This is a genomic window from Meridianimaribacter flavus (assembly GCF_004366715.1).
Classification (GTDB): Bacteria; Bacteroidota; Bacteroidia; order Flavobacteriales; family Flavobacteriaceae; genus Gaetbulibacter_B; species Gaetbulibacter_B jejuensis.
Map to the genome: position 1 here is coordinate 412,048 of NZ_SOQZ01000004.1, position 16,293 is coordinate 428,340.

The window sequence follows — 16,293 nt, forward strand, 5'->3', positions numbered from 1 at the left end:
GTTTTAATAGGATTTTCAGCATTTAACTTGTTGTATATACAAACGCTTTATCACTAATATTTCATGAAAAAGAACATCTTATTACTCTGCTTTAGCATTTACTGTACATTAAATATGTACTCCCAAAACGAAGCTGCAAATTGGTATTTTGGAAAAAATGCAGGTTTAAGATTTAACACAACTACTGGTACTGTTACAGCTGTTACCGATGGACAATTAAACACTTTAGAAGGTTGTACATCCATTTCTGATACTGATGGTAATTTACTGTTTTACTCTGATGGTAGAACCATTTGGAATGCCAATCATATACCAATGCCCAACGCAAGTGAAGCATTTGGAACAGGACTTAAAGGTGACGACTCTAGTACGTCTTCAGGATTGATAGTACCAAAACCTCAAGATTTAAATCAGTACTATATTTTTACTGTTGATGAACCTCATCATTTTAATTCATCGGCATTTCCTAACCAACAAGATGGAGATGGCGTAAATGATGGTTTAATGTATTCTTTGGTTGATATGACTTTAGAAGGAGGCTTAGGTGATGTAGACCCATTAGAAAAAAACGTTCCCCTAATCACCTATGACACCACAAACCAAACCGAATCTGAATTTAAATGTTCTGAAAAAATAACCGCTGTAAAAGCTGATGATTGCTTCTCCTTTTGGGTAATTACTCATTTTGTAGATAAATTTTATGCTTTTAAAGTAGACCAAAACGGTGTTAACACTACTCCTGTAGTATCTACTGTAGGACCTGTAGTTCCTGCCGAAGGTTATAGAAGAAATGCTTTAGGTTACTTAAAAGCATCTCCTGATGGTACAAAACTAGCAGTGGCACATCATGGGTTTGCTACTGTGCTTCAAGGCGAAACAGGTGGTGGTGTTTACTTATTCGATTTTGATAATGACACAGGTGTAGTTTCTAATCCGCTAACCCTTTTTGGTCAAGAAAATAATGATAGCCCTTATGGTGTTGAGTTTTCGGCTGAAAATAGAAAAGTATATGCAACCATTAGCGATGGTATTGCTGGTAATGGCTCTAGCCATGTATTACAATGGGATCTTGAAAGCACAGATATTCCTGGTTCAATGACAGTTATTCATTCGTCAAATTCTTTTAGTGCTGGCGCATTACAACTTGGGTTAGATAAAAGAATTTACAGGGCTCAAGTTAGTTTTGCTAATATAAATGGAACTGGAAGACATATTGGAGTGATTCAAAACCCTGAAGCTGATGGAAACGCAGCTGGTTATAACGAAACAGGTGTTTTACTAGATATTAATGGCAGCTTTCAAAACTTAAGTCGTATAGGCTTACCACCTTTTATTCAATCGCTTTTTAATAGTCAAATAGATATTATTCAAAATGGGATAAGCACTACAGAACTTTTACTCTGCGATGGTGATAGTTACACACTTATTGCCGAAGACGTTGCTGGAGCAACCTATAATTGGTCTAAAGATGGTGTACCGCTTACCGAGACCACTTTTGAGCTTTTTGTAGATACACCAGGTTTTTATGAAGTATTTATTGAACCTAACAATGGTGAATGTCCTATTGAAGGTGAAGCTATTGTAAGTTACCACGACATTCCATTTGCAAGCCAACCAGACGATATGGTGATGTGTGACATTACTGAAACCTCAACTTTTGACTTCACACAACAAGATGCACAAGCATTAGACACGCAAGATGCTACTGAATATAATGTACACTATTATGCTTCACAAGAAGATGCTGATAATAATGAAAATGAAATTATAGGTGTGTACAACAACACTTCTAATCCGCAAGAAATTTTTGTCCGTGTTGATAATGCATCTAATCCTAATTGTTATGCAACCTCTTCGTTTTTTATAGAAGTATTTATTACACCACAAATAGAAACTTTAGAAGATATTACAGTTTGTGATGAAGATTTTGGAGGAAATGTAATGGATGGTATAACAACTTTCGATTTATCAACATTGTACACCGACATTTATGGTAGTCAAGATCCAGCTTTATACACCATAACATTTCATTCCTCGCAATTAGATGCTGACGACAACTCAGACGCTTTAAATACAGACTACACTAACACAACGCCTTACAGTGAAAATATTTTTGTTAGAATTGAAAATAACATCAATCCTGATTGTTACAGTACTGGAAGTTTTACTTTTATGGTAAACGATGCTCCAGAAGCTGTTAATTCAACCATAATCCAATGTGACGAAGATGGCATTCCTGAAGGATTTACAATCTTTAATATTAATCAGATTTTTGATGATATTACTGCAGGAGCAGCAAACCGAACTATAAATTACTATCTTTCATTGAATGATGCTCAAGGCAATACAAATGAAATTGATGGTAATGCGTTTGAAAACTTTTTCAACCCTCAATTGGTATATGCCAAAGTAACCGATGAAATTACTGGTTGCTATAACATAGCTGAAGTTACATTAGAAGTCAGCACAACTTCAGCAAACAATACAACAATAGAGGTATGTGATGACGATGGAACTGAAGATGGTTTTTATGCTTTTACATTAAACGATGCCAATGATGCTGTGTTAAGCGGTTTACCTGATGACTTGGAACTTAGCTATTACGAAACCTATGAAGATGCGTTGCTAGAAACAAATGTACTATCAAATACATTTACTAATACTATAGCTTATTCTCAAACAATTTATGCTAGAGTTGAAAATTCAAATGCTTGCTATGGAATAAGTGAAGTAGAATTGGTGGTTTTTGAACTTCCTAATATTGAAACCGAAGCTGAAACTATATATTGCCTTAATTTTTACCCTGAAACCATAACACTAACAGGTGGTCTTATTGACGATTTACCTAATAATTATTACTACGAGTGGTCAACAGGTGAAACCACCACTACAATTGAAGTTAACGAACCAGGAACTTATACTGTACGTGTTATAAATACTGATGGTTGTTATAAAGATAGAACCATTACTGTACTACCATCAAACATTGCTTCTTTTGACAATATAGAAGTTATTGATGCTACACAAAACAACATGGTTACTGTTTTTGTTTCTGGTGAAGGCGATTATGAATATGCAATAGATAATCCTGAAGGTCCTTACCAAGACAGCAATGTATTTGATAATGTAGCTGCAGGTTTGCATACCATATATGTAAGAGATAAAAACGAATGTGGTATTGTAGATGAGCTTATTTCGGTAATAGGGTTTCCAAAGTTTTTCACACCAAATAATGATGGTTACCATGATTATTGGCAAGTTTATGGTCTTTCAGAAGAATTTCAGCCTCAAAGTGTCATTTATATTTTTGATCGTTATGGTAAATTGTTAAAAGAACTAGATCCTGTTAGTCCAGGTTGGGACGGAACATATAATGGGTTTCCTTTGCCTTCAAGCGATTATTGGTTTCATATTACCTTAGAGGATGGAAGAGTGTTTAAAAGCCATTTCACTTTAAAACGTTAAATCCGATTGAGCCAGTTAATGTTCAAAAAAGTCATGATGATAAGGGTAACCCAACTCATATTACTTTTCTTTCTTTTTTATAATCCTACTACTGTTTTGGGTCAAGATGTTGAGCTGTACCAACAGTTCAATGGTAGGTACGATTACACTGCAATAGGAAACACATTAAACTTAGCTGAAAATGGAACAGGAGCTGATTGTATAATTTCAACAGAATCTTCAGCTACTTTATCTTTAAACGCAAATCAAACTATTGTTGCTGCTTACTTGTATTGGGCTGGTTCAGATACTGGTGATTTTAATGTATCTCTAAATAATAATCCTGTTACTGCTGAACGCACTTTTAGTGACGCTTTAGATGCCAACAGACTGTTTTTTGCTGCATTTGCTGATGTAACCACTTTAGTACAAAGTATTGGTTCTGATGAGTATACTTTGTCAGATTTAGACATACAATCTATAATTTCACCATATTGTCCTACAGGAACTAACTTCGCAGGTTGGGCAATTACTATTATTTATGAAGACGATAATCTACCTTTAAACCAATTGAATGTGTATGATGGTTTACAAAGTGTACCTGATATATTAACTATTACTTTAGACAATCTAAATGTATTGGATAATGAAAATGCCAAAATTGGGTTCATTGCTTGGGAAGGTGACCGCTCATTAGCTGTTAATGAACAACTAACTATTAATGGAAATATTATAGGAAATCCGCCACTCAATCCTATCAATAATGCTTTTAATGGTACTAACAGTTTTACTGGAGCGTCAGACCTATACAATATGGATATTGATGTTTACAACATTCAAAACAACATATCTATTGGTGATACTTCGGCAACTATTCAACTTACGTCTGGTCAGGATTTTGTTATGATAAACAACATCATTACGGTTTTAAACAGTCAGCTACCTGATGCAACAATAAGTCTTGACAATTATATCGTGGAATGTGGCAATAGAAACATTGAAATTGAATACACTGTAAATAATTTCAACAGTACAGACGTACTTCCCAACAACACTCCTATTACATTTTATGCTAACGGAATAGTTGTTGGGCAAACCACAACCTTAAATACTATTGAAATTAACGAATCGGAAACCAACTCCATAGTTTTGACCATTCCTGAAACGGTTGGAGAGGATTTTATTTTAACGCTTTCAGTAGATGATATTGGTGACAACTCAGGTATTGTAATTGAAATCAATGAAAATAATAACATGTTTGAGCAAACCATCAATTTACTTGTTGCTCCTCCTATTGAAACTTTGCCTGAAACCTTGCTCTGCGACGAAGGGTTTAATTCAGCAACATTTAATCTCAATGAAATTTTTCAGCAATCAACAAACATTAATGATAATGTAGCGTTTTACACTAGTCTTTCAGATTTACAAAACCAAGAGAACGAAATTTTTGACCCAACAGCTTACAACAATACTACAAATCCTGAAACTATTTATGCCAGAGTTGAAAGCGACCCTTGTTATGATAGTTACCAATTTAATATACTAGTAGAAAACTGTCCACCATACATTCCTGATGGGTTTTCACCAAATAATGATGGTCCTAACGATTGGTTTAATATACAAGGTCTGTATGATATTTTTGAAAATCACAAACTACTCATCTACAATCGTTATGGCACTTTAATATTTGAAGGAGATAATTCCAAACCTTGGGATGGAAAAGCAAACAGAGGAATTAATAATTTAGGTAAACTATTACCTGTCGGCACATATTACTATGTGCTTCATTTAAACGACCCAAACTACAAATCTATGGCAGGTTGTGTCTATTTGAACTACTAAATGTTAATATTTTGCGTATTTCGTCGTATTTTTTTGCATTTCATCCTTGATTGATTTAGTTTTCACAGCAAAATAAAAGAATCACTATTCAACATGTCCCAAAACCATGTGTCGCTGTGAGTAAAACTTAACCTATTGATAATGAAAACCATCAAAATTTCCCTCCTTGTATTTGCATGTTTTTTATGTAACCAAGTATTCTCTCAACAAATTACTGTTGATAATACACTAACTGAACAACAACTTATCGAAAACACCCTTACAGAAGGCTGTGTAGAGATTACTAATATCAATTCGCAAGTTAATGGTAGCGTGAATGGATTTGGAAGTTTTGGTTATTTTGAAAGTGCGTCTTCGAACTTTCCTTTTGAAAATGGAATTATTCTTTCAACTGGTAATGCAGCTTCTGCAGGAAACACGCAAAACAACGACATACTTAATGAAGGTGAAGACAATTGGCTTACCGATACCGATCTTGAAACCGCTTTAGGAATTTCTGGTACATTAAACGCAACTTCTATTGAATTTGACTTTATTTCAATTTCAAATCAAGTACAATTCAATTATATCTTAGCTTCCGAAGAATATTTTGGTAATTTCCCATGTGAATATTCTGATGGGTTTGCATTTCTTATTAGAGAAGCAGGAACCAATGATCCTTACACAAATATTGCAGTAATTCCTGGAACATCTACTCCTGTCAACACAAACACTATCCATGATGAAATTGCTGGATTTTGTGCTGCTGAAAACGAAGAGTATTTTGAAGGCTATAGCATTGGAGACACAAACTATAATGGTCGTACTGCTGTAATGACTGCAACTGCAACAATTACGCCTTATGTACAATACCATATAAAAATGATTATTGCTGACCAAACTGATGAAAACTATGATTCGGCTGTTTTTATTGAAGGTAACAGTTTTGATGCTGTTGTAGATTTAGGTGAAGACATTTCAACTTGTGCTGAATCTTTAACCCTTAATGGAGATATCCAAAATGCTCAGGCTACTTACAGTTGGTATTTAAACAACACCTTAATTAATGGTGAAACTCAACCTGAACTTCATGTAACGCAATCTGGAACCTATACAGTTCAAATTGAAATTCCTATTTCAAACACAACTTGTATTATGGAAGATAGTGTTGACATTAGTTTAAGCTCTACACAATCTGCCGATCCAATTTCAGATTATGAAATTTGTGATGATTTAAGTGGTGATGGTATTGAAACTTTTGATTTATCAACTAAAGACGCTGAAGTTTTAGCATCTGTACCAAACTCAACCTACAATTACTCATATCATTTAACAAATGATGATGCCATAAACAATACAAATGCTATTACAACACCAATACAAAACACCTCTAACCCACAGGCTATTTTTGTAAGAATTGAAGATGTCAATAACGGTTGTTTAGCTTTTAGTACGTTCAACTTAATAGTTAACGAGCTACCTAATATTACAGCTCCTACAGATTTAGATGTTTGTGATGATGATACTGCTGATGGTTTAACTTTAATTGATTTAAGTGAAAAGGATGATGAAATTACTTCCGGACAAACTATTCTTGATGTTACCTATCACTTTACTCAAGCCGATGCTGACTCAGGAGCAAATCCAATTGCTTTACCTTATAGTAACACTAGTCAAACAGAACAGTTATTTGTAAGAGTTACTAATTCGCAAACGGGTTGTGCATCAACTACAACACTAACTTTTAATGTGTTGGATAATCCTGTTATCAATACTGAAGACCTTTACATTGACGCTTGTGACCCAGAACATGATGGTTTTGCAACTTTTGACCTCAACACAATAACTGACGAGGTTTTAAATGGAATTACTGGAGTTTCAACTTCATTCCATGAAACTTACGAAGATGCATTAACATTAAGTAATCCAATAGCAAACCCTACTAGTTACGACAATACTACGTTTGAAGAACAAACATTATATATAAGTGTTGTAGATGATGTTTCAGGATGTATTTCGGTTGCTCCTTTTGAAATTCATGCAAACCTTTTACTAACAGGAACTACAATTAGAAATTTTTCGTTGTGCGACCAAGATAATGATGGTGAAGAAGCTTTCGACTTAGAAAATATAGCTATTTCAATTATAAACGACATCCCAAACGTAACAGTATCTTTTTATGAAACTGAAAGCGACAGAGACAATCAAATAAATGAAATAGATGTTACTGTTGCGTATGTACCTAATGAAATTCCGCATACATTATATATTGCATTACATAGCGACACTTGCACTGAATATGAAGACATAGAACTTAATCTAAACCCAATTATAGAATTTGACACCATAGGTAGTGTTAATTATTGTGATGACGACCAAGATGGTTTTACGCTTGTCGATCTTTCAATTTTTGACAGTATGGTTACTGAAGGGCAATCAGGGTTTACGGTTATGTACTATGAATCTGAAAGTGATGCTAATAGCAATACCAATGCATTACCTACTATGTATAACAACATTTCTAATCCGCAAATACTATATACTAGGATTAGATATGACCAAACAGGTTGTGCTGATGTTAACTCGTTTGAGTTAAATATTATTCCTGCTCCTATTACAGCAACACCAACCGATGTTATAATTTGTGACGACAATCAAGATGGTATTTACACCATAGATTTAAATTCTAAAATTTCTGAATTGGTTTCAGATACAGCAAACAGAACATTTTCGTTCCACACCAGCTTATCTGATGCTGAAGCTAGTGCCAACGCAATTACTAACCCTCTAGCATACCCAAGTAATACTCAAACAATTTTCGCAAGGGTTGAAAATGCTACAACAGGATGCCATACTATTGAGTCTTTTGAAGTTATTGTAAACACACTTCCTACTTTTATAAACATAAGCAATTACAGTATTTGTGAGCAAAACAGCGACGGTTTTGGCGACTTTACATTCAATACAAAAGATGCTGAAATTCTCAACGGACAAGCAGGTAAAGAAGTGCTTTATTTTGAATCTCAAAACGATGCAGACAACCGCACAAACGCTATTGATAAAACTGTAGCTTATCAAAACTTAAGCAACCCACAAACCATTTTTGTGAGGGTTGAAAACACAACAGATCAAGATTGTTATGGCACTGCATCATTTACTATTGAAATGGGAAGCAATCCGGAGTTCAATGCACCAACCGATTGGTTTGTTTGTGACGATATTTCAAATGATGGCAGCGAAGTATTCGATTTATACGAAAAAATAACTGAAATCTCTCAAGGCATTCCTGAGAGTTTAGACATTACATTTTACACCTCTTTGGTTGATTCTGAAAATGGTACAAACCCTATCGCTTTAAACTATGCCAATACTTCAAATCCGCAAACTATTTATGTGAGAATTGATAATGGTACAATTTGTAATTCATTAACCGCTTTTGAGGTAAATGTTATTCCTGCTCCTGAAGCTAGTCCTTCAGAACCATTAGTGTCCTGTGATGTGGATTATGATGGTATCGTAACTTTTGATTTAACCGATGCTGAAGTTGATATTTTTGACGTAAGACAAGACGATATTGTTATTGCTTACTACGAAACACTTAACGATTTAGAAAACGAAACCAACCCAATTGCAGACCCTGAAAACTATAACAACATTTCAAACCCACAAACGGTTTATGTAAGAATTACAAATACGGTTTCTAACTGCTATTTAGGTTTACCGCTAGAGCTAATTGTAAACCTACCTCCTACTATAAACGATTTTGAGTCAGTTAGTATTTGTGATAATGTTGACAGCTACTACAACCTTAATGAAGTGAATGCTTTAGTAACTTCTGAAACTGATGCTGTAATCACCTATTACCTTAATGCTAATGATGCCTTAACTGCAAATAATGTAATTGCTACAGACTACACGTATCAAACCAACAACGACACAATACACGTTAGAATTGAAAATAATACAACAGGTTGCTTTACTACCTATGCTTTTCAATTAGAGGTAAACCCATTACCTGTTGCATATCAACCAAGTGATTTGGAAGATTGCGACGATGATTTTGACGGATTTTTAACCTTTGACATATCGCAACAAAACGCAACAATTTTAGGAACACAAAGTCCTAATAACTTTACTGTAACATATCACAACAGTGAAACTGATGTAAATACAGGAGACAATAATTTACCAGACTTGTATGATGCTATTGATGGAGAAATCATTTACGTGAGAGTTGAAAACAATACAACAGGATGTTACATTACCACTCAATTTACAACTCATGTTTATGCAAGACCTATTGTCGATATTGATGACCAAACCTTGTGTTTAAACAATTCACCTTTATACGTAACTGCAGAAACAAACAACCCTGGAGACGAATACATTTGGTCCACAAACCAAACCACTCCAGATATTGAAATTACTGAAATTGGTTCGTACTGGGTTACTGTAATCACACCTTTTGGATGCTCTACAACCAGTGAGTTTGAAGTCATAGAATCTGAAACTGCAATTATAGAGTTTACTGAAACTTTAGATTTTTCTGACCCAAATTCTATTACTGTTAATGTAAGCGGAATTGGTGACTATCTGTATATTTTAGATAATGGTGTACCACAAGAATCTAACTTTTTCAACAATGTTACTTTAGGATACCATACCATTACTGTAATGGATATTAATGGTTGTGCTGAAGCTACTAGAGAAGTTGTTGTGGTTGATGCGCCTAAATTCTTTACACCAAATAACGATGGCTATTTTGATACTTGGCACATCTCTGGTATAGAAACCTTACCTGGTTCCATAGTATATATTTACGACCGTTATGGCAAACTTATTAAGCAATTAACCTCAAACTCTGCTGGATGGAATGGGTTCTATAATGGAAACCGAATGCCTACAAGCGACTACTGGTTTGTTGCTAAAATAATAAGTGATGATGGAGAGTTTGAAGTTAAAGGACATTTTACGTTAAAAATCTAAAAATCACTTCACTTCATTTATTATTCTTTTAAAGTTTAAACTATCAGAAGGATGTGGAGCACTTCTTAAAACTATTTGGTTGTTCTTATTTAAAATCACATATCTAGGAATAGCAGTAATCTTTAAAAATTTTGCTAATGAAGAACTAGTTCCATTTAATAAGAAATACTGATTTCTAACTGTTAGGTATTCACTTAATTCTTTAGACATATCCAACCATTTACTTTTATTCTCATCTATAGATAAATAAATCCACTCAACATTATCTTCAACAATAAGCTTATCTTTAAATGATTTTGTTGTTTGAATTTCTGAAATACAAGGTCCACACCAACTCGCCCAAAAATTTAAGACTCTTGTTCGTTTATCTGATCGTCCAAAAATTTCTCTTAACGTTAATGTATCTCCAAATTTATTAATCAACTTGGAATCTAAAGCTCTATCAGACAATTTATAATCGAAAGAGCTTAAATCTTCTTTCATTTCCTGAATTTTTTCTCTGTAGTCCTTCTTTGAAATTTTTACTTCGTATTCATCAAGTATATTTTTCATAAAATCTACATTTTGAATGCTGTGTCCAAATCCATGTAAATTATAATCATATAGCATTCGAGTTATCGCATAATTTTGTATTTCTCCTTCAAGATTAGTCTCTATATATTCTTTTTCTGCTATAAGTTTCTCTCTGGAATAATCTGGATGATTTGAAGTTTCAAAATAATGACTAATAAAAGCGTTTAAAGTATTCTTATAACGAGGAATGTATAAAGAATTTGGCTCCTTAAAATCTTCAATTGTAGTATTGTTTAAATATTCACTACTGTTAAAGATAGTCTCTTTACTTGCGTACTCTTGTTCTATAAAAGTTTTTAACCCATCTAAAGAATTATAATAAGCTCCTTCCCAACCTCCTACTTTTTCATATCGTGGACAGATAAGATTATACAAATAAGTATATTTTAAATAATCTTTTACGATTTTTATTTCACTATTTGATGTTACATTATAATCATCAATATAGTTTTCAAATAATTTATTTCTTTCATTATTAATAGAATCAACTCTATTTTTATAATCTTTTATGTTTCCTTTATAAGGGTTTCTACCATACTCTAAATTAGAGTAGCTATTTATTTCATACAAAAAATTATTAATAGCTGCATTTTTTCCTTTAAACACAATCTTATGGTCTTTTATTTCGTAAAAAACCGTGTCTCCTGGTACATATAAAATATCTGTGTAATAAAAGTGTTCATCATTTCCCCAAGACATTGTTTCCATTATCAATGGTTGACTTATTGAGTCTAATACCATAATCATTGTGTCTTGGTTTACTTCTTTTTTTGTGTCTTTATGATTTTTTCCAAATGAATAAGTGGGATTTAAAGGCACTAAAAAATTGAAAACATTCTCATCATCAGACACGCACTTAACAACTACTTTTTCTGAGTTATACTCTACTTTTTCTATAGCATCATTATTTACTTTAGTAGTCTTTTTTTCTTTAAGACAACTAGTAAAAAGTAGAATTAAAACACATATAATTCTATACCTCGATTGTTGAATTCTCATATTTATCATTAAATCCTTCTAAATATAAGAATTTCAGCTCTCTATATCACATTCCTTTCTTTAACATTTCTTCAACGAAATACATTAAAGCATTATGTATCTTTGCAATCGGAAAAATTGCAAATGAACAAAGTAGTTATTATAGTATTGTTGTGTATGTGTACGTTTACCTATGGCCAAAACATTCAGGTAGACAGTCAAACCTATACACCTCAACAACTCATTGAAGACATTCTAATTGACAGCAACTGTATTGATAACGTTGTGGTGACCAATGTTTCTGGTGGCGATTTTGGAAACACCGACCAAAGTTACGGCTATTTCGATGCTGCTGGAACAACTTTTCCCTTACAAAGTGGTATTGTCCTTAGTACAGGACGTTTATCAAATGTACCTGGACCTAACACTTCATTAAGTGATGATGATGCTCCAAACTGGCTTGGAGATACTGATCTTGAAAATGCATTAAACGAGTCTAACACTACTAATGCTACAATTATTGAATTTGAATTTTCTTCAGTAGCTTCACAAGTAAGTTTTAGATACTTATTTGCTTCAGAAGAATACCAAGAAGGCAACTCTAATACCTGTCAGTATTCTGATTTGTTTGGGTTTTTAATCAAACCTGCAAACCAACAACAATATACTAACATTGCTCTAATACCTAACACGCAAACGCCTGTAAAAGTAACTACAGTACATTCAGGAATTCCTGGAAGTTGCGCTCCTATTAACGAAACGTATTTTGGAAGTTGGAATGGTGCTAACACTCCTATCAATTTTAATGGTCAAACTACTGTTTTAACTGCAACTGCTGACATAGTTCCTAATGAAACGTATCATGTAAAACTTGTCATTGCCGACGAGGAAAACTACAGGTACGACTCTGCTGTATTTTTAGAAGCTGGAAGTTTTGAGCTTTCAACAAACTTAGGTCCTGACAGATTATTAGCCAACAACAATGCTGTTTGTGAAGGAGAAACCTTAGAATTAAATGCTTACCAAAATGGACAAAACACCTACGAGTGGTATAGAGATGGTATATTAGTTCAAGGTGCTCAAACAGGTTGTGGAACCTGTGGAACATATACTGTTTCTCAACCAGGTACATACACTGTAGAAGTAGGATTGGCTAATAGTTGTATTTCTTATGGTGAAGTGGTTGTTGAATACTCACCCAACCCAATAGTTTTTGATTCGGTATTAATTGAATGTGACCAAAATCAAGATGGTATTACTTATTACAACTTGTTTGATGCCTCACAAGATGTTACTAATAATGACGCTTCACTTCTTGTTACTAATTTTTACCTTTCGGAAAATGATGCGCTCAATGAGGTCAACGAAATACCAAATGCCAGCAATTTTCAAAATAGTAATCCTTTTCAAACAGTTTATGCTCGTGTAGAAAATGAAAACCGATGCTCTAACATTGCTGCTGTAGAATTACAAATATCCAATAACACCTTATCTATACCTAATGCCGAAGCTTGTGATGGTGAAGTCATTGATGGTTTTGGAGAATTTGATTTAACCGAAATTTCAACCTCTTTTGAAGATCAAATTCCAACTGAAGCAACAGTTCAATACTACGAAACTGAAGCTGATGCCTTTAGTGAAACCAATGCGTTGAGCTCTCCTTATCAAAATAGTACAGCATACAATCAAACGCTTTTTGTTAAAGTAACAACAGCCAACAACCAATGTTATAGCATTGGCACTGTAGCTTTAGAAGTACTTTATACGCCTACCCTTTTAGAAGACGAAACGTTTATTTACTGCCTCAACACCTATCCTGAAACTTTAACATTATATGGAGGTGTTCTTAACGATTCTCCAAGTAACTACTATTATGAATGGCTATTTAATGGAAATTCAACAACAGTAAATACCTCTTTTAACAACATTAACGAAGTTGGAACATATACTGTTATTGTAACCGACCCTAATGGATGCTTTGCATCAAGAACTATTACGGTTGAAGCTTCAAACATAGCTACAATAGAAAATATTAGTATTGAAGAAGGCACATTTAACAATACAATATCTGTAACCGTTAGTGGTGAAGGCATGTATGAATATGCTTTAGATAATGGTGCTTATCAAGACGAATCTGTATTTTATGATGTTCTTCCTGGATTTCACACAGTTTATGTTAAAGACAAAAATGATTGTGGAGTTGCTGAACAAGTTATTTCAGTACTTGGTTTTCCTAAATTTTTCTCGCCAAATGGTGACACAATTAAAGACACATGGAAAGTATATGGAACCAATGAGCAATTTAACCGAGGTATTGATATAAAAATATTTAATCGCTATGGTAAGTTATTAGCTTCAAGAAATCACCTTACTAATGGTTGGGATGGTACTTTTAAAGGTAAAGCTTTACCAAGTGACGACTATTGGTATCTTGTGACTTTACCTGACGGAAGAACTTACCGAGGACATTTTGCATTGCTTAGGTAATTGTGTAATTTTAGTTGACTTAAACCAACCATATTGTTAAAAGAAAAAAAAGTCAAATATAAAGTCAAAAGTGGTGCTAATCGTATGAATGAAATAATACGAAAAGGAATAAAGCACGAGACTTTTAGCAAAAGGTATAATATTTGGGCTTAATATTCTCATGATGGCGGATTTGATCTTTTCAATAGTCTCTCTCTAATATCTTTTGAACCTAATTTAGGTTCTCTTGTAAAGCTAAATTTGAAATCTGCAAATTCTAATAGTCAAGCAACAGAAAGTGTTTTAATTTTGAAAAGAAAAAACACACTCACTTATAACATACATTTTGGTTTTGCTATATTCTTTTTTTGCTTAACATTTGTTATTGCAGCCTATCATAATTTTCTTAATGAAATTAATAGTTTACAGATGTTCATTCTCCCATTTTTTGGAATAATCTATATCCTACTAATTGAAATATCTGCAAAATCTAAAATATCTAATTTAATTAAGCAAGTTGAAAGAATAATGGAAATGGAAAAAATCGAATATGAAATAGTTTAACGAAAACCTGTGCAACTTGAGAAAAAATTAGTTCAGCAAAGAGATTTTGCATTGCTTAGGTAATTAGATAACCCTAACTTAACAAAAGAATCAACTTACATTTATTACTTTTGCTCGTTCAAAAATAATAAATGAAAAAGCTCCTATTTATTTGCTTTACTGTAATGGTTTATTCTTTTGCAGTAAATGCTTCTCCAAAAAGCAATTCTAATTCTACTTTTTACTGTCCAAGTCCTGTTATTAATTCCTTTAGTCCTTCTCAAGGTCCAGTTAATACTCAAGTTACTTTAGTAGGAAGTAATTTTGAAAACACCGCATCAGTTAATATAGATGGCATTAGTGCTAGTTTTACAATTGTTAGTAATAATGAATTGTTAGTCACTATTCCCGAAGGAGCTGAAAGTTCAACTATTACTGTTTTAACAACTGGAGCTTGTTCTGGTACTTCCGCAAACAGTTTTACCGTTTTAGAAGATTCTTGTAGTATTGGAGAAGTTTACATTTCTGAGGTTTATGACTCCGAAACAGGAAGCTATGGTGCTGTAGAACTTTATAACCCTACCAACACTGTAATTAACTTAAATGGTGTTTACGAATTACAACGTTTTGGCGATATTGGTGATGCTACTCCAAGCGCAATTATTCCACTAACAGGAACTATTGCTCCACAAAGCACATACATGATTGTAATGGGAAGCACAGGTAATACATGTAGTGGATTTCCTATTGGAGATGCTGTTGCTGCTGGTATTAATGATAATGATGAAATTAAACTCGTAAAAAACAGTACTGTAATTGATGTCGTTGAAGCTATTGATGAAAGAGGTTACACTATAATTAGAAATGCAAACGCTACTGCTCCTTTGGATACTTATAATGTTAGTGATTGGAGTATTAGTACTTTTGAAGACTGTAGTAATTTAAATACCCACACTGATACTGCTAACAATACTATTCCTGAAATTACCGATCCTATCTCACAAACAATTTGTGAAAATGGAATGGTAACTTTTTCCACATCTTTAAACAACAGTATTTTTCAGTACCAATGGAAAGTTCTAGATACGTCAGGAAACTGGGTAGATGTTCCTAATAGCAGTCCTTATTCTAACCCACAAAATAGTTGGCTAGATATTACAAATGTCCCTCTAAGTTTTAATGGTAATCAGTACTATTGTGAAGTCACTTACAATTCATGTACATTAATTACCAATGCTGCTCAAATTACTATAGATACACCAGAAGTCGACACACTTCCTGATGTTGAAGTTTGCTCTGAATACACATTACCAACACTTACAAACGGAAACTACTTTACTGAAACTAACGGAACAGGAACACAGCTTAATGCTGGTGACAACATAAACACTAACCAAACTATTTATATTTACAATGAAGTTGGCACTGCTCCAAACAACTGCTCTAACGAAAGTAGTTTTGAAATAACCATTACTGGAACAC

Annotated in this window: 6 protein-coding genes; 5 read left to right on the forward strand and 1 reads right to left on the reverse strand. The window is 33.5% G+C overall.

Annotated features, from left to right (window positions below):
- The first annotated feature begins 63 nt into the window (after positions 1–63).
- The 3 genes from A8975_RS10915 (at position 64) to A8975_RS10925 (ending at position 10,251) form a co-directional block, all read left to right on the forward strand.
- Positions 64–3,465, forward strand: a complete 3,402-nt coding sequence (locus A8975_RS10915; RefSeq protein ID WP_134200458.1) for a T9SS type B sorting domain-containing protein — start codon at positions 64–66, stop codon at positions 3,463–3,465.
- 36 nt (positions 3,466–3,501) lie between these two features.
- Positions 3,502–5,286, forward strand: a complete 1,785-nt coding sequence (locus A8975_RS10920) for a gliding motility-associated C-terminal domain-containing protein (protein WP_134200460.1) — start codon at positions 3,502–3,504, stop codon at positions 5,284–5,286.
- Positions 5,287–5,427: 141 nt separating this feature from the next.
- Positions 5,428–10,251, forward strand: coding sequence for a T9SS type B sorting domain-containing protein (locus tag A8975_RS10925; RefSeq protein WP_134200462.1), 4,824 nt, complete (start codon positions 5,428–5,430; stop codon positions 10,249–10,251).
- 3 nt (positions 10,252–10,254) lie between these two features.
- Here the strand turns inward: A8975_RS10925 and A8975_RS10930 are convergent, their stop codons facing one another.
- Positions 10,255–11,823 carry a TlpA family protein disulfide reductase gene (locus A8975_RS10930; protein WP_166667469.1) on the reverse strand — a complete coding sequence of 523 codons (1,569 nt, stop codon included), beginning with the start codon at positions 11,821–11,823 and terminating at the stop codon, positions 10,255–10,257.
- Between the two features lie 123 nt (positions 11,824–11,946).
- On the opposite strand from A8975_RS10930, the gene A8975_RS10935 reads away from it, so the two are divergent.
- A complete protein-coding gene (locus A8975_RS10935; RefSeq protein ID WP_134200466.1) occupies positions 11,947–14,289 on the forward strand; it encodes a T9SS type B sorting domain-containing protein in 2,343 nt (780 codons plus the stop codon).
- Between the two features lie 674 nt (positions 14,290–14,963).
- Positions 14,964–16,293, forward strand: a 1,330-nt coding sequence (locus A8975_RS10940) for a lamin tail domain-containing protein (RefSeq protein ID WP_208325371.1), incomplete at its 3' end; no start/stop codon positions are given.

Coding starts and splice junctions, on each gene's coding strand:
- A8975_RS10915 (WP_134200458.1), top strand. CDS start 64: ATGAAAAAGAACATCTTATTACTCTGCTTTAGCATTTACTGTACATTA.
- A8975_RS10920 (WP_134200460.1), top strand. CDS start 3,502: ATGATAAGGGTAACCCAACTCATATTACTTTTCTTTCTTTTTTATAAT.
- A8975_RS10925 (WP_134200462.1), top strand. CDS start 5,428: ATGAAAACCATCAAAATTTCCCTCCTTGTATTTGCATGTTTTTTATGT.
- A8975_RS10930 (WP_166667469.1), bottom strand. CDS start 11,823: ATGAGAATTCAACAATCGAGGTATAGAATTATATGTGTTTTAATTCTA.
- A8975_RS10935 (WP_134200466.1), top strand. CDS start 11,947: ATGAACAAAGTAGTTATTATAGTATTGTTGTGTATGTGTACGTTTACC.